Origin of the sequence: Oceanihabitans sp. IOP_32 (assembly GCF_009498295.1) — a bacterium.
Classification (GTDB): domain Bacteria; phylum Bacteroidota; class Bacteroidia; order Flavobacteriales; family Flavobacteriaceae; genus Wocania; species Wocania indica.
Genome location: NZ_CP040813.1, coordinates 2235999 through 2260651 on the forward strand (window position 1 = coordinate 2235999; position 24653 = coordinate 2260651).

Below are 24653 nucleotides of genomic sequence, written 5' to 3' on the forward strand. Positions count from 1 at the left end.
TATTTTTTAGGATAAAGCTTGTTCTTTCAATAAGAGTCGTTTTATGTTCTGGCAAAGGCCGCATTAAACCGTTTTTTAAAGTCATGCCAAATTAGCCATGTCTCCTATATTTGGTTTACTCACATCTTTCTATTTTATAAATAGGCTTTCATGATGTGCTTCTCAGTTCTTTTTTGCCCATATTTCGGTATAAAATAAAACCATAACTCAGGCTATGTTTTGATTTTAGCTCACGCCCATATTTTAGTACAATAACGAGTTCGTGAATCTTCAATTTCTATCTTATTTTAACAAAAAATAATTCAAATTAATCATACGACATTTCAAAATTAAATTGGTAAAAAACGTTCCATAAAATCTTTTTTAAACGCTCTGCCTATTGGAATGCTATTGTTTTTTTCTAAAAATATTTGATTTCCAGAAACTTTTATAATCTTCTTCGTATTTATAATGTATGACTTATGAACGCGTGTAAAGGTATTTTGAGGTAAAAATTCCTCCCAGTAGCGCAAGGACTCCGAAGATAAGTATTTCTTATCATGAACATGTATTTCGGTATAATCAGAATCTGATATGATATATAAAATATCTTCAGTCTTAATGCGTATATGGTCGTAACCGCTTTTTATATAAATATCTTCTACGGTATTTTTTTGATGGATATCTGCATTTGCAATCTTATTGTGTTGCACATGGCTAACCTTTGAAACTGCTTTTACAAAACGCTGAAAAGAAAAAGGTTTTAGAAGATAATCAATTACATTAAGTTCGTAACTTTCAATCGCGTAATCTTGAAAAGCTGTCGTTAAAATGACTTGTGGTGGATGCGATAAGGTTTTTAAAAACTCAATTCCAGATAATTTTGGGAGGTGAATATCTAAGAACATCAAATCTATTCGTTTAGAGTTTAAAACGTTTAAGGCGCTAAGGGCATCAGTGTAACTTCCTACCAAGGTTAACGACCCAATATCTTCTATATATTTTTTTAAAATACGTTGAGCGGGTAATTGGTCTTCTATGATAATGCAATTCATTCTTCTTGGCATTTACTTAAATCTATCTTTAAATCGACTAAATAAAAGTCGTTTTCGGTTCTAATCTCAAGCGTATGGGCCTTAGGATAAATTAATTCTAAACGTTTTTTAACGTTTTTTAAACCTATTCCGCTATCCAAACTAGTGGTATTGCTCTGTTCTAGAAAGTTGTTTTTACATGTAAAATGAAGCATACCATGCGCATCTAGATTGGCTGTTATGCTAATAGCAATGTTATTGGTCTGGCTAGAAGCGCTATGTTTAAAAGCGTTTTCAATAAATACGGTAAGTATTAAAGGTGCTATTCTAAAATTAGAAGGCGGAATTTCTAATTTAAAATCTACCACACCACGCCCTTCAATGTGCAGTTTACTTAAGTTAATATAGTTTTCTATATGCTCCATTTCTTTTTTAAGTGGCACAAAACGCGCTTTGCTTTCGTAAAGCATATAGCGCAGCACAGAGGCAAGTTCGAGAATTATCTCTGGCGTTTTTGGCGATTTTTCCACAGCATAAGCATACATATTATTTAAGTTATTGAATAAAAAATGCGGGTTAATCTGCGATTTTAAAAATTGCAACTCACTTTCTTTTACCGAGTTTCTCAATTTAATAACTTCTTGCTGTTTTTTAAGCGCATCCCAAGCAAATTTAAAACCAACTAATATGGTTACGGTTGGCATCGTACTTAACAAATTATAGAATACACCCATAAATTTTTTACCCCGTGTGTCAGGATAAAACAACTGTTCTAAAATGGCTTCTTCTACATAAATAACAAGCGCTACAATAACTAAGGTATAAATAGAAAATTGTAAATACCGATTTTTATAGAGATAATACGGTAATAACACATAATTAATAATGAGTGCTGCTAAAGCATAGTTAAGAAAAAAGTACACCTGGTGCGATTCTATTCCTGGCAAGCGTCTATCAAATCCAAAAAATATAAACACCATGATATGAAGCAAGATTTGAAAAATAAGCTCTTTTAGATTGACATGCGAGGTGTATATTTTGTTCTGCATGGTATAAAAGTAATTAATTTTTAGAATTATGAGTTCAAAACATGTCTCACCAACACTATTAATACGGCAAACAGCAAGTTAATGACTGTAAAAATATTTGTATTTGAAGGTAAAAGATAAGTCGTTTGCGGGATAATATTTTAATTATATAGATAATCGATAGTTCTTTGCACTATTCCATTTGAAATAAAATTTAGTGAACATTTAAATAAAACAACAGTATGATTAAAAATTCAGTAAAGGCCACTTATCATGATTTTGGTCTATTAATTTTAAGATTGTTTTTAGGTCTTGCCATGTTATTTGCCCACGGTCTAGGGAAATGGGAGCGACTTTTTGGCGAAGAAGTCATTCAATTTGCAGATCCTTTTGGTATTGGGGCGATACCTTCTTTGGCTTTAACTGTTATTGCCGAAGTTATTTGTAGCATATTACTAGTTTTAGGTTTGTTAACGCGATGGGCTTTGCTTCCCCTTATTATAACTATGTTCGTGGCTGCGTTTGTGGTGCATGGCTCAGATGGTTTTGGTGGTATGGAAAAAGCCTTGCTTTTTGGTGTTAGTTATTTGACCTTGTTTTTTACTGGTCCAGGTAAATATTCATTGGATTATGTCTTAAAAAGTAAAAACAAATAGTTAATCAATAAAAAGATTGTAAAAAAAATAGAATGATGAAAAAATATTTGAGTACCCTTATTGGTTTGTGTATTGCCATGGTTTCGTTTAGCCAAAACCCAAACGAAAACAGAAAAGAAGTCACCATAACAGGGAAAATAATTGAAGCTTCTACAGGCGCAGCTTTAGAGTATGCAACCGTGGCCTTTACAAATAAAAAAGGTGAAATTGTAACTGGCGGTATTACAGATTTAGAGGGAAATTATGCCATTAAAGTACCAGCTGGTGTTTACAAAGTCACCTTTGAGTTTATTGGTTTTGCCACAAAAACATTAGAGAATGAAAACCTGACTACAAACACAAGACTACCTACAGTGAAATTAGCTGAAGATTTACAAGCACTTGATGAGGTGGTAATACGCGCTGAGACTACCGAAGTTGTAGTACGGCTAGACAAGAAAATATATAATATTGGTAAAGACCTTACCACCAGTGGTGCCAATGTTGGTGACGCCCTTTCTAATGTGCCTTCTGTTACGGTAGATATGGACGGTGCCATTGCATTAAGAGGGAATGAAAACGTAAGAATTTTAATAAACGGCAAGCCTTCTGCCATTGCAGGTTTTGGATCTACTGATGCTTTACGGGCACTACCTGCAGATGCGATTGATAGGGTAGAAGTTATTACCTCACCATCGGCGCGATATGATGCCGAAGGAACTGCAGGAATTTTAAATATCATACTGCGTAAAGAAAAAACTTTGGGTTTAAACGGCTCTGTACAAACCAATGTAGGAGATCCTTCCAGCGCCAGTATTAGCGGAAATATTAATTTACGCACCGATAAATTCAATATTTTTAATACCACGGGTTGGCGCTATCGCGAGTCGCAAGGATACGCTATTTTTAATAACCAATACCGTTCTAATACTATGGTTAACCCTTTAGTTACAGAAACGAGGGACATGGACCGTATAGGTAGAAATTTTAATACCAATTTAGGTATGGAGTATTTCTTTTCAGAAAAAACATCTCTTACAGCTTCTGGTTTTTACTCGCGTGGTAGTGGTGATGATGAAACGCTTAATATGGCTAGCGAATATGATAGGTTAAATGTATTGGCTATACAAAGAAGCCGTATTGAATACGAGTCTGAAACCGATGAAAACTATCAATTTGCATTAAATTACATCACAAAATTTAATGATGATGGCCATGAACTAAAAGCCGATTTGCAATATGAAAACGGAAAAGAAACAGAAACCTCGCTCATAGAAGAACGCAATACATTTCCGAGTGCACAACTGCTTCCATCAGAATTTATAACCATCGATGAGAACCAAGAAGAATATTTAGCTCAAGTGGATTATGTGCTTCCCATTGGGGAAAACGCACAATTTGAAGCGGGTTATCGCGGAAATTTTTCAGAAACCACAACAGATTACGAGCTTACTGAGCAAGAGATTGCTGGCGGTATTTTTGTACGGGATAATGGCTTGTCTAACATGTTTACTTATAACGAGAATGTGAACGCACTGTATACGCAATATGGCAATAAGTTTGGTAAATTTTCATTTTTGGCAGGTTTGCGGCTAGAACACACCCAATTAAAAGGTGAAGTAGATGCAGTGAATACTGAGACCAGTCAAGATGAGGCACTCAATATCGATTTCGATAAGTCGTATACCGGTTTATTTCCAACCTTAAATTTAACTTATGAGCTTAATGAAAGAGAAAATATTACTTTAGGTTATAACCGACGAATTAACAGACCGAGAGGCCGCTGGATTAACCCGTTTCCTTCGCGTTCTAGTGAAGCTAATATCTTTCAAGGGAACACCAATTTAGATCCCGCCTATTCTAGCACCTTTGATTTGGGGTATTTGAAACGATGGAACAAGCTCACTTTAACCACCTCTGTTTATTACCAGTATGAAACAGATGCTTTTGAACGCATACAGGAAGACACAGGAAACGAAACTCCAAATGGCATACCAATTATTAGAATGTTACCAATTAATTTAAGTACGAATGAACGAATTGGTTTTGAGGCAGGCGTGTTATACAATCCAGCCAAATGGTTAAGATTTAACGGCAGTTTTAATTTCTTTCAGTTTAATACAGAAGGCGCTTTTAATGGCGTAGATTATGGCGCAAAAAACACGAGTTATTTTGCTAGAGGTAGCGCTAAGGTTAGCTTACCATACAAAATAGACTGGCAAACTAGTGCTTTTTACCGTGGCCCATCGAATAATGCACAGACCGAAACAGAAGATATATTGTCTGTTAGCCTAGCTTTTAGTAAAGATATATTTAACGATAATGCCACCATTGGTTTTAATATAAGCGACTTGTTTAATTCGCGTAAAAGAAATTCGCTAACAAACACCGATACGTTTATTAGCGAGAGCGAATTCCAATGGCGTTCACGCTCATTCAATTTGTCTTTTACGTATAGGTTTAACCAACAAAAGCAGAGACGCCAGCAGGGTAATCGAGAAAATGATGATGACGGGGAATTTTAAGCAATTTAACTTTTGAGTAGACAAAAGTTGTGATCTTTTTAAGTTTTCTTAAAACATTGATTTTCATATAATTAGTTTCTAAAGGGGTGTAGGGTAATTTGATGAGTAGCAAAACCCGAAATCAGTAAAAATCATGGTTTTTGATGATTTTAGCACCTCTTACCCTGAAGTTGATAACCCAAAGGTCACAGATTCGAGTGCTGTTCCTCACTATTAAAAAAGATAAGCCTTCACAGCAATGTGAGGGTTTTTTTATGCAGTAAATTTAAGGTTTACTGGACATTTTGAAATTTGTTAATTTTCATATTCTCACAGTTTTTAAATTAGAACCAAAAATTTTTATTAACTTAATCTTGTTTAAAAGGTAAATTAGTTTGCTGAATTTGCTCCCAAAACCATATTAATGCAAAAGTGATTACAATTAATTAAAATCAACATTATGCCTTTAACTAACGTTGAAACAGAATTACCCATCATTAATACGCACACCCATACGTTTACCAAAGATCATACACCAAAATATATTTCTAAGCGTTTTGTTGCTTGGCCTTTGTATTGGATTTTAGAAACTAACTTGGTGTTGGCCTTGATTAAGGCTTATCTGGATAGAGACAAGAATGACTTTACATACAAAGGAAAAAATATGAAGAGGCGGGTTTATGCTTCCATGAAGTTTTTTAGAGATACTCCCGTAATTAATGTCCTTTATCCGCTTTTTAAAACTGCGATTTGGTTGGTTTTTTTTCACTATTTGCTTAATTTACTCAGCTCATTGCTAAAAGGCACCCTACTATTCGGGTGGTTGTGCGATTTAAACAGTCTGTACCTTTATCCGCCCATGCCCAAAATAGATAATACTTGGAATACCATTTTTTTGTTGTTGGGAATTGTTCTTGTTTTTAAGAATATTAGACAACGACTAGGCCGTTATCTCTGGTCGCGTATTCAAAAGATGATTGGTGAGGAACGCCTTGAGTTTTTGTTGCGCTATATCAAAATCATTCGATTTACGGGCAAACTTAATCAAGCTCATGTTTTTAACGATTTAGAACAACAATATCCTGAGGGATCAAAATTTGTCATTCTCCCTATGGATATGGAGTTTATGCATGCTGGACCCGTAAATATTTCTTATCTGGAGCAAATGCAAGAAGTGTTGCGCTTAAAAGCAAATAATCCAAATACGGCTTTACCTTTTATTTTTATAGATCCGCGGCGTGTTAGAGCACAAAATGCAGACGATCCTTTTTTAAGTTTTAATACTTCAAAACCTAACGCTATCACACTAAATGAGTGCAAGGTTGATGCTTATTTTAAAGGCGGTTGTGTTGGTATTAAAATTTATCCGGCCTTGGGTTACTATCCATTTGATAAGGATCTTTTAACACTTTGGCTTTACTGCGCTCAACAAGATATTCCAATCACAACCCATTGCTCTGTCGGGCCCATCTTTTATCGCGGAAAACTTAAAGACTTACACTTGGATATAGGAAAGGAGGTCAACAAAAAATTCGACTACCACCCTGTATTTAATGAAATTATCGACAACGATGCTCATGGAAAACCTATTATTGAGCGTCTGTTATTAAATCAACTCAAGAATAAGGACTTTCAAAGTAATTTTACGCATCCTTTAAATTATTTATGCCTGCTCCATGAGCCTTTTTTAAAAGCCACTCTTGATTATCATAATGATCGAGACCTAAATACATTATTTGGTTATAAAAATGGTAAATTACAACGCAACTTAAGCCGACTTAAAATAAACTTAGCGCATTATGGAGGTTCAGAGTACTGGGATCAATTCCTATCTCAAGACCGCTTTAGGGATGCCAATGCGATAATTAATAAGCCGGAAATTGGTTTAGATCTTACCAACCGCTTAGATAATTTAACCATCCTTTATAATACTTGGCATCATGTGGATTGGTTTTCTATTATTTCGTCTATGATGCTAAATTTTGAAAATGTTTATGCAGATATCAGCTATACTTTACACGATTTGAAATATTTGAATCTGCTCTCTGAAATTATGGACAATCCAAATATTACAGAGCGCATCCTTTTTGGCACCGATTTTTATGTGGTTAGTAATCATAAGACTGAAAAACAATTTTGGATGGATATGCAAAACACGCTTGGGTTAACCAAATGGCAACAAATAGCGCACTATAACCCTAAGCGTTTTTTGAATTTACCATGATTAGATAATACGCTGTTTTCAAACACCTATTATAAACAACTCATCTAGCTACATTTTTAATGTACGTTATTTTCAACATTGAAAGTATCGTATTTTTAAAATAGAACTGTTTTTAAACCGTTATAATTAAGTGTCTTGACTGTGAAATTTTGCTGTAATCACTGAAAATAGCCTTACCTTAGTTTTATTAAATTTAAGAGCTTCAGTAAATTGCTGGTATTTAGGTTTTTTGCAAGACTAATTTTAACAAGAGGTTAATATTGCAGCACAAAAAAGTATGAATATAAAACTTCAAAAAAATGATTGTACTTCTAGATAATGGCCATGGAGGAATAATTAATTCAGATTATCAAACCAAAGGAAAAAGAAGTCCTATATGGAATGATGGTTCGCAACTTTTTGAAGGGGAATTCAATAGAGCTATTGTTAATGGGATAGTTGAAAGATTAACAAAGCTCAAAATTCCCTATGTTAATATAGCTCCAGAATATAGAGATGTGCGTTTAGAAACACGAATTAACAGAGCAAATAAATACGCTTCAGATAGCAGTTTTTTTCTAAGCATCCATTCTAATGCAGGTGGCGGAAGAGGTTCTGAAATTTTCACCTCTCCTGGAAACACAAAAAGCGATAAAATAGCTACGGTTTTTGGAAATGCTTATAAAAATGAATTTCCCAATAGAGTATTACGGACCGATTTTACAGATGGGGATTTGGATAAGGAACGTCGGTTTTATGTTCTAACCAGAACGCAAATGCCAGCGATTTTAACAGAGAATTTCTTTATGGATAATGAGGAAGAATGCAAGACCATTTTAATGACCAAAGAAGGCAGAGAAAGAATTATTAAGTACCATATAGAAGCAATCTTACAAGTAAAATTAAGATTGTTTTAAACATTAAACAAACTAAAACAGACGAATTATGGCAAATTTAAATTGGTTTCCGATTAACCCTTTACGGAAAGAAGACGGCTCTTTTTATGCATTAGCTTTAATGGAAAATGCAGAGGAATTAAAACCTGTTGCATTAGATGCTGATGATGATCCTTTTGCGCAATTTAAAGTTATTCAAAGTACTTTAAATATTCAAACAGCTTTAGATCTGGGTATTGGTATTGGATCTGTTTATGGCAGTTTTAAATCTTTTGTTTTAAGTTATGAAGCCATGTTGTTTACAGAAAAAATAGTAACAAACCCTATTGGAGGAAAGATTTATGGAACGCGTTGGGGCGCAGGCTTAAGAGTTGTTTTGAAAGTAAGTGATATTCAATCGAAAACAAGTTTTAATTTTGGTGCAATAGCTGCTGCTGCTGAATTAGGATTAGCAAAAGTAGAATATGAAATAAACGGCATAGGAATTAACTCTCCCAATATTTTAAAGATACTTCCAGGGCCGGGCGAGTTTAGTTTTGAGAATTACACTAAAATTTTGGAGGCGGCAGAAAAAGTGAAGAAGTATATGGCAGATAACTCCGATAAATTAACGCCGCAACCATTTCAGGTTTTCATGTCTGATGAAATAAATAAAGATGTTTTTAAGGATTCACAATCCGTTCTTTACGCCGCTAAAAATGTTGTGAGCAGAAACACATTAGGTGAGGCTTTGTCTAAGTCTGCAGGAAAATACAGTTCTGATATTATAGAAGGCTTTTACGCCAAAATGGGTATTCTTGACGACCATGTTAAGCCCTCAAGAGACGATAGAAGGGAAGCTTCAGATTTTTTAGACGTGTAAAGCGGCCTTATAAAGCTGACAAAAGATTAAGGTTTTATTTTAGAATTTATAAGCCCAGTCCAAATTTATTGAGGCTAAACTATCTCACAGCATTATGGTTTATGAGCCATGTCGGATCTCAAAATTAAATTGGTGTCAAAACTAAAATAAATTACAAAAACAACGGTAATTCATGTTCAGAAAGAATTTTAGTCAGATTTCAGTTAAACCTTATTGAAGTTGTATGTGCATAATCCTCTTTATAATTTAGAGAACTCTAATTTATTTTGTAATTATGATACACTTCCAAAATTTTAATGTAACGCTTAAATATTTAGTCCGATACTAACGCCTTAACCCCATAATTTTGCTTTAATGAATCTCGCATTCATTTCTGCAATATTGCTCATGGAGATTTCTGCTGGACATTCTATTTCGCAGGCACCAGTAAAGGTGCAACTGCCAAAGTTTTCGAGTTCCATTTGTCTTATCATTTCAATAACACGACGTTGGCCTTCTGGTTCGCCTTGAGGCAATTGGTTAAGATGGTTTATTTTTGCCGAAGTAAATAATACGGCAGAGGCATTTTTACAGGTGGCCACACAAGCACCACAACCAATACAGGCTGAGGCATCCATAGCACGATCTGATATGTCTTTAGAAACAAGAATGGCATTCGCCTCTGGTGCTGTGCCTGTTTTTGCAGTTATGTAGCCGCCTTGCTCTATAATCCTATCGAAGGCTGAGCGGTCTACTATAAGGTCTTTTATAATAGGAAAAGCGGTGGCTCGCCAGGGTTCTACTATAATAGTATCCCCGTCTTTAAAGCTTCGCAGGTGTAATTGGCAGGTGGTTATATTATCGTGTGGGCCGTGTGCTCGTCCATTTATAAACACACCACATTGGCCGCAAATGCCTTCTCTGCAATCATGCTCGAAAGCAATTACTTTTTCATTTTTTAAAACGAGTGTTTCGTTAAGGTGATCTAAAGCTTCTAAAAACGACATGTCTGCATGAAGCGCATCAACCTCATAAGTTTTGAATACACCTTTTGATTCTGGCCCGTCTTGTCTCCAAATTTTAAATGTAACTTTCATGTGTTTATATGTATTGCTTTTTCATTGGGCGCATCCTTCATCCTTTTAATCCTTATTCTTTGGTATCAATTTTTGTTCCGGATGTTTTCATATGCCTATTTATTTGTAATCTCTTACAGTGGGCTGTTCGAACTCAAAATGTAATGGTTCTTTATGCAGATTAAAATTACCATCATTGTATTCCCATGCCGAAACATAGGCGAAATCCTTATCATTACGTTTGGCTTCTCCGTCTTCGGTTTGGTATTCTTCTCTAAAGTGTGCTCCACAAGATTCTTCACGTTGTAAAGCGTCTATACACATTAGTTCTGCTAATTCTAAAAAATCGGCTAGACGTAGGGCTTTTTCTAGTTCAGTGTTCATTTCATTGTCGTTTCCTGTCACTTTTACATCATTCCAAAATGCTTTTCTAATGCTTTTTATTTGCTCAATAGCTCTCTCTAATCCTTTTTTATTGCGGCTCATGGCACATTCTTGCCACATAACCTTACCGAGTTCACGGTGAAAGTCGTCTACGGTTCGGTTTCCGTTTACTACTAATATGTTGTTGATTTGCTGCTTCACTTCATATTCAATTTTAGCAAACTCAGGGTGCTCTGTGCCAGGGTGGTTTTGGTCTAATTCACCCTGCAAATAATTGTTAATGGTATTGGGCAACACAAAATAGCCGTCAATACAGGTTTGTAATAATGAATTAGCACCCAATCGATTCGCACCATGATCGCTGTAATTGCATTCTCCAATGGCGTATAAACCAGGTATGGTAGTCATTAACTCGTAATCTACCCATAGTCCACCCATAGAGAAATGTGCTGCTGGCGAGATTTTCATGGGTTCGTTGTAGGCATTAATACCCGTAATTTTCTGGTACATGGTAAACAGATTTCCGTAGCGGTCTTCTATCACTCTTTTGCCTAGCCTTTCTATGGCGTGCTTAAAATCTAAATACACCGCATTTTTTAACGGGCCAACACCGTAACCATTGTCTATGCGCTCTTTGGCTGCACGCGAGGCAATATCTCTTGGAGCTAGGTTGCCATAGTTGGGGTAACGTCTTTCTAAATAATAATCCCTTTGGTCTTCTGGTATCTCGTTTGGTGCTCTTGTGTCGTTTTGTTTTGTAGGAACCCAAATACGTCCGTCATTGCGCAGGGATTCAGACATTAAAGTGAGTTTAGACTGGGCATCACTAGACTGCGGAAGGGCAGTAGGATGAATTTGAGTAAAGCTAGGCGCTGCAAAATAAGCACCACGCTTATGCGCTTTCCAAATCGCGCTGCCGTTACAGCCAATGGCTAAGGTAGATAGTCTAAAAACGCGGGCATATCCTCCCGTTGCAAGAACCACGGCATCGGCAGCAAAGCGTTTAATAGCTCCAGTTGCCAAATCTCTGGCGATAACACCTTTTGCTTTGCCTTTTATTAGAACGATATCTAGTATTTCATGCCTTGGTAGCATTTCCACCTTTTTAGCTCTAACCATTTTATATAATTGAGAATAGGCTGCTAGTAATAATTGCTGGCCAGTTTGACCTCTGGCATAAAAGGTACGCTGCACTTGTACGCCGCCAAAGCTTCGATTTACCAACACACCGCCGTATTCTCGTGCAAAGGGTACACCTTGCTGCACAAAATGATCTATTAAAGGAGCCGATAGTTCGGCAAGCCTGTAAGTGTTGGCTTCGCGCGACCTAAAATCGCCACCTTTTAGGGTGTCCAAAAACATGCGATAAATACTATCGCCATCATGCTGATAGTTTTTTGCCGCATTTATACCGCCTTGTGCTGCTACCGAGTGCGCTCTTCGAGCAGAATCTTGATAACAAAAGCATTGCACATCGTACCCCAACTCTGCCAATGTCGCGGCTGCTCCTGCACCAGATAATCCAGAGCCTACCACAATAATATTTAATTTCTTTTTATTCGCTGGATTTATTAATTGCGATTTTAGCTGGTAGTTTTTCCATTTATCTTCTAGTCTGCCTTCTGGTATTTTCGAATTTAATTTCATGTAGTAGCTACTTTAATCAAAATGGTAAATTAATGACTCTTAAATCAATCCTCAATAATATTCTAAAAATGGATGAGATTTTTATACCAACATTTTATATTACTTCATTTGTTTTAAAGCGTTATGCACTTCTTTGTCGTTGAGTTTCTCGTCGCTTAAACACCCAAATTATTTGATTAGTTTTGCGGTGTATTGAGGAGTCATTAAGTTTTCTGGACTTAAAATTTTATCAAGTTCTTCTTCAGAAAGCAACTTTTTTTCCAGCACAAGTTCCCTAATGTTTTTTCCTTTTGTAATGGCTTCTTTACCTATAACATCACCCATATGATGACCAATATAAGGGTTTAGAAAGGTTATGATGCCTACAGAATTATAAACCATGTCTTTGGTGCGCTCTGTATTAGCTGTGATGCCAGAAATACATTTTGTAGCCAGGGTTTCAACGGCATTAGAAAGCAATTCGATCGATTCAAAAATACACTGTGCCATAACGGGTTCGTGAACATTAAGTTGTAATTGTCCAGCCTCGGCAGCAAAGGCCACCGTGCTGTCGTTACCAATAACCTTAAAACAGACCTGATTGACAACTTCTGGAATAACAGGATTCACTTTTGCGGGCATAATAGAAGAGCCTGCTTGCATTTCGGGTAGGTTAATTTCATTAAGTCCGCAACGGGGTCCTGAGGATAATAATCTTAAATCATTACATATTTTTGATACTTTAATAGCAGTTCTTTTTAAGGCTCCCGAAATCATTACAAAATCCCCACAGTCTGAAGACGCTTCAATAAGGTCTTCTGCTTCTTCAAAATCTGCTTGGGTGAATTGTTTTAAATACGAAATGGAAAGCTCTGAAAAGCCGTTAGGTGCATTTACTCGTGTTCCAATGGCAGTACCTCCAAGATTTAAAGTGAGAATAAGGTCTCTGGTATGTTTTAAAACTTTAATCTCTTCTTTCATGGTTTCTGCCCAGGAAGAAAACTCGTCTCCTAAAGACATGGGTACGGCATCTTGAAGCTGCGTTCTGCCCATTTTTATAACATTTTTAAATTCGCTGCTTTTTAAATTAAAAGCATTAATAAGTATGTTTATTTTTTCGAGGAGATGTTCAATATAGTTGTATATAGCCACACGAAAACCAGTGGGATAGGCATCGTTTGTCGATTGCGATCGGTTTACATGATCATTTGGGTTAATAATGTCATAACGCCCCTTTGGGTAACCGTTTAATGTTAGAGCCACATTGGCAATAACTTCATTGGTGTTCATGTTTACAGAGGTGCCAGCACCACCTTGAAAAGCATCAACAGGGAAATATGTTAAGTATTTTTCTAAATTATTAAGAATCTCGTCACAGGCCTCAATAATCATATCTGCTTTTTCGCTCGAAACCGTTCCTAATTCCTTGTTTGCACAAGCACATGCTTTTTTAGTAAGCACCATCCCTGTAATAAAAATAGGGTAATCGCTTATTTTGAATTTGGAAATTTGAAAATTGTTAATAGCGCGTTGGGTATGTATACCGTAAAAGGCATCGTTGTTAATATCTAAAAAACCCAATAAATCTTCTTCTTTTCTAGTGCTCATAGGTGATTATTTTTTTATTTTCGGGCCTTGCCCTTGTTGGTCTTAAGTTTGTAAAAGGATATTTTTTATTCATTTATTTCTCCCACTAGCACCAGTTGATAAGGCAAAGAATACCGCCTCTAGTACAAGTGGAGCCGTGCAGATTATGGAATCATATTTAAAATGAGTTTTGATGATTTTAACGCATATTTTAAAAAAATTAAAGCGTAATTGAATACCGCGGTGATTAAGTAATAATGTATATCTACTCAAAAATAAACAAAAGCAGTTATTTTAACTCTATGAAAACAAATATATCTGATGACTATTTGATAAAGGATGATATATGTCATTTAATGTAATTGCTCTTGTAAAGATGGTGTTTTTTTGCGAATTCTGTTTTAAAGGGTGTTAAATTTTAAGTTATTCGAAAAGCCAATACATGATTTAAATATTGTTGTAAGTTAATAGTAACGCTTATTCTAATTTGCAAGCACGCAGCATTTCGCGTTTTCCTGGTGGTCCAGGTAAGCGTTCTACCTTAAAACCTACAGTTTCCATGGCACGTCTAACACTACCTTTTGCCGCATAGGTTACCAAAACCCCATGGGGTAGAAGTGCATTAAACATGCTTTTAAAAATGTCTTCCGTCCATAATTCTGGTTGAACACGCGCACCAAAAGCATCAAAATATATTAAATTATAATGTTCTTTTTCTTTAATATCTGCAAAGAATCGGTTTTGTTTTGTTAAAGAAAAATACGGTGTTATTTTATGGTGCTCCTCCCAAGAAACCTGGTGTAACTGGTTAAAGACGGAAGCTTTATTAGAATTGTGTAATACTTCCGAGTAATTTAACTGATGAATTTCATCTATTAACACAGGATAGCCTTCTACACCGTAATAATTGATAGGAGTTTTAAATTTTTCGGCCTCTAATAAGGTGATAAATGCATTTAAACCCGTGCCAAAACCTATTTCTAATATCGAAAGACATTGAGGTTTTTTGGCCGTATTTAAATCATTTGGTGCTGAGGTGTTTTTGCTTACTGTTGTAGCCTCATGTTTCCCCTCGTAAGTACTAAGCACATGTTGCAATCCGTGCTTAATAAACACGTGATAGGCCTCCTGAATAGCCCCGTGTTTGGAGTGGTATTGCTCGTTCCATTCGGGTATATGAATGGTGGTCGAGCCATCTGCTGTTGTTATAATTTCTCGCTTCAAATTATTGTTTTAAAAGTACACCATCGGCCTCAAAAGACAGGGTGAGTTTTGGTTGGGTAATGCGATCAATGTCTTCTTGAGATTGGCCTTCATCCTCGGCATAATGCCGTTGCTCGTCGACCGAAACTTCAGTCACATAGGCTTTTCCATTTAAAATCACTTCTTTTCCAGCGATGTCTTTAGGCATAAAAATGGCATAATCTTTAAATTTTACCATAACCTCTTCTGTATCATCGCCTAAATCTAGTGTCATCCAACAGCCTTTAGATTGACAAACTTTTTTAATGGTTGCTTTTATTTTTGTATTCACACTATCGCCAACTTTCATGGTTTTATACTGGGTAGCCATAGTTTTAGCCTCTATCGCACCCGATGCCATGATGCTGTCTCCAAAAATGGCGTAAGGGGTCTCCGAAATTTTTTCTGGTTTACCCTCTTTATTTTTGCACGACATCAAAAAGAATAAACAACTAATACTCAATAGGAAATATTTCATATTTTGAAATTTTTAAATGATTGTAACAAATATATAATTTTTATAATAAGGATTTTTAGTTAAATTTGTGTTTAATAAAAAAGCAGATTATGGATACTTTAACCAATAATATTGAGGTTGTAAAAACAAAATCATCTAAAATTGAAGAAGTCGATTTTGATAATTTAACCTTTGGGCAAACCTTTTCAGATCACATGTTAGTGTGTGATTATAAAGACGGTAAATGGCAAGCACCTAAGGTAGTGCCTTACGGTCCTATTAGTCTAGATCCTTCGGCCAAGATTTTTCATTATGGTCAATCTGTTTTTGAAGGTATGAAAGCCTATAAAGATAAAGATGATAACATTTTGTTATTTAGACCTTTAGATAATTTTAAGCGACTAAATATCTCGTCTAAACGACTTGCCATTCCGGAGTTGCCAGAAGCCTATTTTATGGAGGGTTTAAAAACCTTACTGAAAGTTGATAGTGCTTGGATTCCAAAAAAGGAGGGAAGTTCGCTCTACATAAGACCTTTTGTTTTTGCTTCGGGTGAAGGTTTTCATGCTTCACCAGCCGATGAATACAAATTTATAATATCTACAGCGCCTTCTGGGTCTTATTTTGCTGGAAAAATAAAGGTTTTAATTGAAGAAAAATACTCGCGTTCTGCCGATGGGGGTGTTGGTTTTGCCAAAGCGGGAGGAAATTATGCTGGGCAATTTTATCCTACCCAATTAGCAATAGACAGAGGGTACCAGCAGGTGGTATGGACCGATGCTACCACCCATGAGTATATTGAAGAAGCAGGAGCTATGAATGTTTTTGTGCGTATTAACGATACGCTTCTTACGGCACCAGTTAGTGATAGAATCTTAGATGGAATAACGCGTAAAAGTATTATTGAGTTGGCTAAAAGCGAAGGCATTCCAGTGGAGGTTAGAAAAATCTCTGTAACAGAAGTGGTTGAGGCTGCTAAAAACGGAACTTTAAAAGAAATGTTCGGTGCTGGAACCGCCGCTGTGATTTCGCCAATATCTGGATTTGGTTATAAAAACGAAGACTACGATATACCTGAAATTGAACAGCCTTATGCAGATACACTAAAAAAACGCATTACCGATATACAAACCAATAAAAGTGAAGATCCTTTTGGATGGCGTTATAAAGTTTAATTAGTTAACATCACTTGTAAATTTTAAAGAAGGAAGAAGAGCTAGTATCGCTTCCTTTTTTTTTATGTTTTATTGATAAGAGATATTCCAAGCGTAAGAAAAGCTGTTTTTAGTTAAAATCAGTTAAATCTGTTAAACCAAATATAAATGTGTAGCTATTAGACATCACATTTTGTAGATTTAAATAAAAATAAATTATGCGTGTTTTAATAACTGGGGCTACAGGACTTATTGGGCAAGAGATCGTTAAACACTGTCACGAACAGAACATCGCTGTAAACTATTTAACCACGAGTAAATCTAAAATAGAAAACACCGAAAATTACCATGGTTTTTTTTGGAATCCAAGTACTAAAGACATTGATAAAAACTGTTTTAACGGTGTAGATGCTATTATTAATCTTGCAGGGGCTAGTATTTCTAAGCGATGGACGGCAGACTATAAAAAAGTAATTTTATCGAGTAGAATTGAAGGCACACAATTGTTAATTGATTCGCTTAAAGGGGAAACACATAGCATTAATCAAGTGGTTTCGGCTAGTGCGATTGGGGTGTACCCCGATTCTCTGATACATTATTACGATGAAACTTTTAATGATTTTGACGATTCTTTTTTAGCTGAAGTCGTAAAAGCATGGGAGCTTTCCGTTGATGGTTTTTCACAGCTTGGTATCACCGTTTCTAAAGTTCGAATTGGTTTAGTGCTATCCAATAAAGGTGGTGCTTTACAAGAAATGGTAAAACCCATAAAACTTGGTTTAGGTGCACCTTTTGGATCGGGAAAGCAATGGCAATCATGGATTCATTTAAACGATTTAGCTCGTGTGTTTCTTTATGTTTTAAAGCACAAACTTCCTGGGGTTTATAATGGTGTAGCGCCAAATCCAGTAACAAATACAGAGCTAACAAAAACTATAGCGAAGGTATTAGACAAACCTCTACTGCTACCAAATATACCTAGGTTTGCCATGAAACTTGTTTTGGGAGAAATGCATACTTTATTGTTTGATAGCCAAAGGGTGAGCTCAAAGAAAATTGAAGATAAAGGTTTTGAATTTGTCGACTACCATTTGCAGTCTGCCTTGCAGGATTTATTAGCAAACAATTAAGTTGGTTTTATTATATCAAATTAACATTACGGCATTTCAAAATGAAATTGGAAGCATACATAATAGTTTCCAAATTACTTAAACTAAAGGTTATGAGATATAAAATAGCCCTGCAAAGTCGTCTGCTCTGCAGGGCTTAAATTGTTATTTAATAAAATTCCCTATTTTAAAGCCTAAGTAAACGGTCCTCGGATTTAGGGTTCCGTAAGTATATCCAGGATCGCGGTCAATCCCCTTATCGAAATCACTCTGATACGAATTGAAAATATTTTTCATACCTCCATATAATTGAAAAGTAGCACCATTTAATGCAATGTTATATCGGGCTTTTAAACCAAGATCAAAAAAGGACTCTGTGTTTCTTAAAACACCTTGCTCTGGATTTGGTATTTGCAATCCGAAATAAGGAACAAGCATTTTACCTGTATAATTTGCTGTTGACGATATGCCAAAGTTTTGCGTAGTTTGCCAGTCTAGCGTTAAATAACCGTACTCCTCGGGAGTTCTAAAAAAGCTTTTTTCATTAAACTCTTGTGCTTCTTCGTATTCACTTTTTTGAATAGTAAAACCGGCATTAAGTGTTATATTATGGGTTGGTATCACATTTAATTCTAGATTTACCCCTTGTACTTTTGCACCTTTATCGGCATTAATTCGAGTATATACAACTGTACCATTAGCATCGGGTTCGTTGTATTGGTTTGCGAACGGATTATTTAATTTGGTATAAAAACCTTCCATTAAAAAGCCTACAGACACCTTACCTAGTTTTTTATTCAAATTTAACGATGCCATATAGCTGTGGCTGGTTTCTTGTTCTAAATTTGGGCTGTTTTCATGAATTACTTTTCTAGATCCAGAGGTTTCAATATGGAGGTCTTCATCAAAAATTTGTGGAGCACGATAGCCTTGCGAATAACTTATTCTGGCTTGCATATCTTCTTTGATGTCATATTTAAAGGTAAGTCGAGGACTTAAAACATTTCCAGATTTATTAGAATTTAAATGCTCTTTATCATTTACCTCGTAGTGGTCGAAACGAGCACCCGCCGAAACTTGAAAGGCACTCCAAGTTAATTCATATTGGGCAAAAATACCTGTGGTGTTCGTGGTTTGGTCTGCAATGGTTACATTATCGGTATGTGGTATGCTAATAATTGCACTATTTTCAATTATGGCATTATCAATATCTGCGTATCCCAGTTTTTTATCTTTTAACCAAGCACCGTTGTTTTCTATTCCAGCTGTTAAATTCGAATTTTTAAATTCTGCATAGTATTGAACACCTGTGGTATACGAGAAATCTTTTGTGTTTCCGTAGTCGCTTAGCGATTTTTCGGCACTATAATAAGAATCTCTATTGATGCTTTGTCCTGAAACATATACCGATAACAAATCATTTTCTCTTAAATATTGCTCGTATGTTAGTGCACCAGTTGTAAGGTTGTGGTTCACCGCTTCAGCAATATTAGCTTCATGTAATGGATAATCGAAACGGTCTCCGCCGCGACGGTCTTCTTTGATGTTAAAAAAATCGGCGGTTAGTTTATTTCTTGCACCAAATCTATGGAATAATCGAGTACCTATGGTGGTATTTTTTAAAGAGGCGACTTCAGAAAAATCATCGTTATTGGCATCAAAGGGTTTTCTGTCGCGGTAAAAGCCATAAAGAGCCATACCTGTTTTGCTATCAGAAGAAATTAAAGAGGTGTTAAAATTAACCGAATAATCTTCGGCGGTACCACCAGAATTATCCAGACCTACACCGCTTAGCCCTGAGTTAGCACCAAACTCGTAGGTATTGCTAATAGGGTCTTTAAGTATGAGGTTTATGGTGCCTGCAATGGCATTACTGCCGTATAAAGCAGATCCGCCTCCGCGAATTACTTCAACACGTTCTATCATGTTAGAAGGAATTAATTCCAGACCATAAACACCTGCTAAACCACTAAAGATAGGACGACTATTTATCAATATTTGAGAATAAGGTCCCTCCATGCCATTCATTCTAACTTGTGTAAAACCACAGTTTTGACAATTGTTTTCTGTACGTAAACCAGGAATAGAATTTAAACCTTCGCTTAAGGTAATAGACTGTGTATTGGCCAGCATCTTAGAAGTAAGTGTGGTAACAATGGTTGAAGATTTTTTTCGGTTTGTGGCATTTCTGTCTCCAGTAACTACAACTTCTTCAAGTCCCAGAAGATCCTGGTTTAATTCAAAATTTAATTCTATGGTTTCGCCAGCTTTAATTGTAATTGTTTTCTCTTGAGGCTTAAAACCTAAGGATCTTGCAATAACGGTAAGCTCGCCCTCTGGGAGGTTAACTAACTGAAAATGCCCAGTGTCATCGGCCATGATTCCAATAGTTGTTCCTTTAATGCTTATTGTGGCAAAAGGAATGTGCTCACCATGGCTAACCACGTGTCCTACAAGATTTGCATCAGATTTTTTAGTCTGTGCCAAGCTATTTGGTATAATTGAGATTAAAAATAGTACTAGGAAAATATGTATTCTATTCATAAATAGTGTTTTAAGGTTGGTAAATAATTATTTTCTTGGCATTAGAATTTATAACAGTAAATAATGCCGAACCACAGGAATGCTAATAGCTGTCGTTTAATACCAATTTCATTTTGAAATGATGTATTATTAAATTGGTATAAGTTGCGTTGTTAAATATATGGTATGAAATTGGGGGGAGCTCTGCCTCGATGAGAATTAATATCGACGATGTTGTGCTTTATTTCGGTTCTTAACTTAAATGATACTTTATCTGTCTTATCCAATACTATTAATGGAATGGTGATGAAAACTATTGGAAAAAGAAGATTTAAGTTTTGATAAAACAAAAACTCGGCATTAGTATGATGGTGAGACTTGAAAGGTTGAGAATCTTTAGATTTGTCGTAAGGGTGCGCGTGGGTAATAATGCTGCCATTATTTAATTTATGGGCGTGCGAAAAGAATGCTTTATTCGCAATAAGCGCAACCATTATGGCAATCATTAATAACGCGACAAGTTTGTTTACTATTTTATTTACTGAAGATTTCACAAGTAGGTAAAAACAAATAAGTTGTTAAAATAAAGGAAGGGTTTTAGTAGGTTGATTTGGAATTTAACATCGTTATTTAGATTGATTATGAATAATAAATTTCTGCAAACTTATCGTTGTAGAATAACATATGCAAATTATTTATAATAAATCTAAATAAGAAATTCTAAGGGACTGATTGTTTGATGCTAATTGAGGTTTTTTTTTTTAGAAGATGAAAAGCAGTCAGTATAAATAAATTAGCTCGTAGTAATTTTTTTATGAATATATTTTAGGAGATGTGTACACTTTGTTATGGGATGCCCAGTGGGTGCGTTCTAGGAAAACTGCAGATAAATGTTTTGGTTTTAGAAAGCGGCATTTGTAAACTGCTTTATGGGATTTGTGTGGTATAGGGATGTAAATTTTCGGGTTCGTTTAACCGTCTGCGACAACGGTTATTTATGTGCTGAAAATCACTAAACTTTTTGATATAAGAAAAGTAGGCTAAGAGATATAAATTGCCATTAAGATTTCACGGTAATTGTAAATGGTTGTGGGCATTTTTCGTTAATTTTCTATCCTTGTTTTTTACATTTTATGAGATAAAAAGGGTAAACATTAGTTACTTCTGTTATTTCTAATAAACCTGCTTTGCCAAATTCTTCTTGTATAGTTTCCCTGTCGTAAAAGAACATGTTCAAACCACCAAATTTTTCAAATCTATCTTTGCTTATGCAAGTTCCTTGACCGTAAATTTTTGCTTTTTTTGTAATGGTCGTGAAAACCATAAATCCGTTTTCTTCTAATTGGTTGTAGCAGTCTTGTATTAGTTTCTCTCTTTCTTTTTTGTTCAATAAATGAATTAAAGCGTAACAATATATGCCGTCGTACAATTTTTTATCAAAAGGCATTTCAGTTACAGAGCCGTGATAAATAAACAAATCTTTTCCAAAATGTTTTTGGGCTAAATCAATGGCAGTTTTAGAGATTTCAATTCCTGTTACGGTAATTCCATTCTCCCTAAATATTTGAGCATTTCGACCACAACCTATACCGGGAATAAGTATGTTTTTAATGTTTTTCTCAATAAAGAAGTCTTTTGTCAATACAGTTGATTTTGCAGGTTCAAAACCCCACATTTCCCGTTTGTTTTTAAATGCTTCTTCCCAAAACTCCTTCATTGTTAGTATGCTTTTAAATTTTTGGTTACTGCTTTTAATATTGCCGATTATGCAAAGATGAAGTGCGCTGAACAGCACTTCTTTTATGTAGTTATACAAGATTAGTCAATTTTTTAGATTAAGTCCGATTTTAAAAACAGATTACTTTTCAGATAAAACCATGCAGTATTTAAACCATTCCAAGGTATTTGTTAAATTACTTGTTGGCGTGCGTGAATCGTCGAGCGTTTTAAGTTGAATTTTATATGGTATTCATTTCGCTGTTGCTCTTACATTTTAGCACATTAATTTTTTTGATTCGTTAGGTTGATTTTTACACCTGTGATAAATTGAGTTTAACGAAGAGCGTATGCAGAATTTCTTGCACTTCGGAATACATATTACTAGAACAATTATTTGTTAATCTAAATACGATACGTTTTTATGAAATCAGATTTTAAAAAGAATGGCCAGTCAGTACCCGGTAGTAAGTCTTTAATTGTACACTTGTGAGTTATACACGGTAATGAGTCCTAAATTATACATGTTGCCGCAACTCAAGCAGCCTGATAACGGGTAGTGTTTTCAATTTGCCCCGAAAACACACACCCAAAAAAAGGGGCTGGTACTCGCCCCGACCATTCAAAAATTTTATTTATTCTATTAACTCTGTTAACCAATTAATTTCTTGAATTTTACTATCTATTTCCCTAAAAGCTCTACCCGTTTGATCTATTTCGGCTTGTAATTTTTTAATGTCTATGGTCGCCTTTAAATCCTTGTTAAAAGATTGATAATCTACTTGAGCGTATTGGCGTATATGCCTTAGTTTTTCAGATAGCATTTTTAAGGCATCACGTTGGGCTAAAGCTTCCATTAGATTTTTTTCACCATCAAACGATGTCGCATTATTTGTTTTGTTGATTTGAACCATAAGGGCTTCAAGTTTTACAATAGCAGCTCTCAATTTCGCAATAAGTTCAACAGGGTCTTCTTGGGGTTTTTTACCTTTTGTGATTATTAAAACGGGATGAATCCTGTTTTGTAAATGTTCTATTTTTTTTTGAAGGTCGGACCTCAATAGTAATGCTTCAGCGAGTTTCATAATAGATTTTAAATTTATAATTTGTTTTGTGAAAGCGATTAGGTTTCTCTTTTAAAAAAACTAATCTTCTTTAAATGAAAATCCAATCATTCACTGTTCAAAAACAGCCATCTTCAGTTTATTTTTTAAGAGCAGTCAACTCGGCGACTTTACAAATAACTTCGGTAGCTTTTATCATGCTTTCAACAGGGACATATTCGTAGCGCCCATGAAAATTATGTCCACCAGCAAAAATGTTAGGGCATGGTAAGCCCATATAACTTAATTGCGAGCCATCGGTACCACCACGAATAGCTTTTATAATTGGGGTAATGCCTAATTGTTTCATGGCTTCTTCAGCGATGTCTACAATGTGCATTACGGGTTCAATTTTCTCTCTCATGTTGTAATATTGATCTTTGATTTCTACAACAACAGTATTATTATCATACTGAGAGTTTAGCTCGTTAGCTAATTTCTCAAATAAGGCTTTTCTAGCTTCAAACTTTTCTTTATCGTGGTCGCGAATAATATATTCTAAAACCGTTTCTTCAACTTCTCCAGATATTGCCGTTAAATGAAAAAAGCCTTCGTAGCCCTCGGTATGTTCTGGGGTTTCTAGTGTAGGTAGAGAGTTAATAAATTGAGTGGCTATGTACATCGAGTTAATTAGTTTGCCTTTGGCATATCCAGGGTGCACTATTTTGCCTTTTATCTTCACTTTAGCACTAGCTGCATTAAAGTTTTCGTATTCTAACTCACCTATTTGGCTGCCATCCATGGTGTAAGCCCAATCTGCTCCAAATTTTTCAACATCGAATTTATGGGCGCCACGACCAATTTCTTCATCTGGTGTAAAGCCAACACGAATTTTGCCGTGTTTAATTTGTGGGTTGTTAATAAGGTATTCCATGGCCGAAACAATTTCGCAAATACCGGCCTTATCATCGGCACCTAAAAGTGTTGTGCCATCGGTAGTAATTAGTGTTTGCCCAATGTATTGGCGTAAATCATCAAAATAATCTGGCGATAACACAATGTTTTCCTCTTTATTTAATAAAATATCGCCACCGTGGTAATTCTCAATGATTTGCGGTTTTACGTTGGCACCAGTAAAATCGGGGGAGGTATCAAAATGCGCTATAAACCCAATTGTTGGTACGTCGTAATCTACATTACTTGGTAAAGTGGCCATGATATAGGCATTGTCGTCTATAGTAACATCTTCCATACCAATAGTTTTTAATTCCTCGGCTAATTTATTGGCAAGATCCCATTGTTTTTTGGTGCTTGGTGTGCTGTCTGAATTGGGGTTAGATTCTGTATCAATAATAGCGTAACTTATAAATCGTTTAATAATGTCTTCTTTTGAAATCATTTGATATGTTTTTAAAAGCATAAAGTTACAATTTATCCCAGTAAATACGGTCGGATAAGCCTTTAATTTTTTTAGCACGCCTATCTATATTGTAAGGTGAAAACCTTTTTTAGTCCTAACCCTAAGATGCAGGTTATGCCACTTAGAATAATAAAAAATAAGACACAGTTTTTTTGAGATTTTTTTAAGACTTTTAAAATTGTTTAATTTTTTATTT

Annotated in this window: 19 protein-coding genes; 7 read left to right on the forward strand and 12 right to left on the reverse strand. The window is 35.4% G+C overall.

The window, feature by feature from the left end; all coding sequences use genetic code 11:
• Positions 1-329 precede the first annotated feature (329 nt).
• Positions 330-1034, reverse strand: a complete 705-nt coding sequence (locus FEZ18_RS09275) for a LytR/AlgR family response regulator transcription factor (RefSeq protein ID WP_153268047.1) — start codon at positions 1032-1034, stop codon at positions 330-332.
• The gene (locus FEZ18_RS09280; RefSeq protein WP_153268048.1) at positions 1031-2062 is read right to left on the reverse strand and encodes a sensor histidine kinase; all 1032 of its coding nucleotides are present in this window, start codon (positions 2060-2062) and stop codon (positions 1031-1033) included. The genes FEZ18_RS09275 and FEZ18_RS09280 overlap by 4 nt, the downstream gene beginning before the upstream one ends.
• A 221-nt stretch (positions 2063-2283) precedes the next feature.
• On the opposite strand from FEZ18_RS09280, the gene FEZ18_RS09285 reads away from it, so the two are divergent.
• The 5 genes from FEZ18_RS09285 (at position 2284) to FEZ18_RS09305 (ending at position 9141) form a co-directional block, all read left to right on the forward strand.
• Positions 2284-2697, forward strand: a complete 414-nt coding sequence (locus FEZ18_RS09285) for a DoxX family protein (protein ID WP_153268049.1) — start codon at positions 2284-2286, stop codon at positions 2695-2697.
• A 32-nt stretch (positions 2698-2729) separates the two neighbouring features.
• The gene (locus tag FEZ18_RS09290; protein ID WP_317164433.1) at positions 2730-5201 is read left to right on the forward strand and encodes a TonB-dependent receptor domain-containing protein; all 2472 of its coding nucleotides are present in this window, start codon (positions 2730-2732) and stop codon (positions 5199-5201) included.
• 439 nt (positions 5202-5640) lie between these two features.
• Positions 5641-7404 (forward strand): amidohydrolase family protein, encoded by a 1764-nt coding sequence (locus FEZ18_RS09295; RefSeq protein ID WP_153268050.1) that lies wholly within the window; start codon positions 5641-5643, stop codon positions 7402-7404.
• 299 nt (positions 7405-7703) lie between these two features.
• A complete protein-coding gene (locus FEZ18_RS09300; RefSeq protein ID WP_153268051.1) occupies positions 7704-8300 on the forward strand; it encodes an N-acetylmuramoyl-L-alanine amidase in 597 nt (198 codons plus the stop codon).
• Positions 8301-8328: 28 nt separating this feature from the next.
• On the forward strand, positions 8329-9141 hold the full coding sequence (locus FEZ18_RS09305) for a hypothetical protein (RefSeq protein ID WP_153268052.1): 813 nt from the start codon (positions 8329-8331) through the stop codon (positions 9139-9141).
• Between the two features lie 332 nt (positions 9142-9473).
• Here FEZ18_RS09305 and FEZ18_RS09310 read toward each other — a convergent pair whose 3' ends face one another.
• The 5 genes from FEZ18_RS09310 to FEZ18_RS09330 all read right to left on the reverse strand — a co-directional run bounded on the left by FEZ18_RS09310 (position 9474) and on the right by FEZ18_RS09330 (position 15513).
• Entirely contained in the window at positions 9474-10217 is a 744-nt protein-coding gene (locus tag FEZ18_RS09310; RefSeq protein WP_153268053.1) for a succinate dehydrogenase/fumarate reductase iron-sulfur subunit, read from the reverse strand.
• A 99-nt stretch (positions 10218-10316) separates the two neighbouring features.
• Positions 10317-12227, reverse strand: a complete 1911-nt coding sequence (locus FEZ18_RS09315) for a fumarate reductase/succinate dehydrogenase flavoprotein subunit (protein ID WP_153268054.1) — start codon at positions 12225-12227, stop codon at positions 10317-10319.
• A gap of 168 nt (positions 12228-12395) precedes the next feature.
• Positions 12396-13814, reverse strand: coding sequence for an aspartate ammonia-lyase (aspA, locus tag FEZ18_RS09320; protein ID WP_153268055.1), 1419 nt, complete (start codon positions 13812-13814; stop codon positions 12396-12398).
• 456 nt (positions 13815-14270) lie between these two features.
• On the reverse strand, positions 14271-15017 hold the full coding sequence (gene mnmD / locus FEZ18_RS09325) for a tRNA (5-methylaminomethyl-2-thiouridine)(34)-methyltransferase MnmD (protein WP_153268056.1): 747 nt from the start codon (positions 15015-15017) through the stop codon (positions 14271-14273).
• 1 nt (position 15018) lies between these two features.
• The gene (locus tag FEZ18_RS09330; RefSeq protein ID WP_153268057.1) at positions 15019-15513 is read right to left on the reverse strand and encodes a DUF4920 domain-containing protein; all 495 of its coding nucleotides are present in this window, start codon (positions 15511-15513) and stop codon (positions 15019-15021) included.
• 89 nt (positions 15514-15602) lie between these two features.
• On the opposite strand from FEZ18_RS09330, the gene FEZ18_RS09335 reads away from it, so the two are divergent.
• Positions 15603-16667: a branched-chain amino acid aminotransferase gene (locus tag FEZ18_RS09335; RefSeq protein ID WP_153268058.1), complete on the forward strand. Its 1065-nt coding sequence runs from the start codon at positions 15603-15605 to the stop codon at positions 16665-16667.
• 197 nt (positions 16668-16864) lie between these two features.
• Complete coding sequence (locus FEZ18_RS09340; protein WP_153268059.1) at positions 16865-17776, forward strand: TIGR01777 family oxidoreductase; 912 nt, start codon at positions 16865-16867, stop codon at positions 17774-17776.
• A gap of 144 nt (positions 17777-17920) precedes the next feature.
• On the opposite strand, the gene FEZ18_RS09345 is transcribed toward FEZ18_RS09340, so the two are convergent.
• From FEZ18_RS09345 to pepT, 5 genes are all read right to left on the reverse strand, one after another.
• On the reverse strand, positions 17921-20299 hold the full coding sequence (locus FEZ18_RS09345) for a TonB-dependent receptor (protein ID WP_153268060.1): 2379 nt from the start codon (positions 20297-20299) through the stop codon (positions 17921-17923).
• Positions 20300-20451: 152 nt separating this feature from the next.
• Positions 20452-20832, reverse strand: coding sequence for a hypothetical protein (locus tag FEZ18_RS09350; RefSeq protein WP_194269467.1), 381 nt, complete (start codon positions 20830-20832; stop codon positions 20452-20454).
• Between the two features lie 557 nt (positions 20833-21389).
• A complete protein-coding gene (locus FEZ18_RS09355) occupies positions 21390-21995 on the reverse strand; it encodes a class I SAM-dependent methyltransferase (protein WP_153268062.1) in 606 nt (201 codons plus the stop codon).
• A gap of 634 nt (positions 21996-22629) precedes the next feature.
• Entirely contained in the window at positions 22630-23079 is a 450-nt protein-coding gene (locus FEZ18_RS09360) for a DIP1984 family protein (RefSeq protein WP_153268063.1), read from the reverse strand.
• 118 nt (positions 23080-23197) lie between these two features.
• The gene (pepT, locus tag FEZ18_RS09365) at positions 23198-24436 is read right to left on the reverse strand and encodes a peptidase T (RefSeq protein WP_153269096.1); all 1239 of its coding nucleotides are present in this window, start codon (positions 24434-24436) and stop codon (positions 23198-23200) included.
• Positions 24437-24653 lie beyond the last annotated feature (217 nt).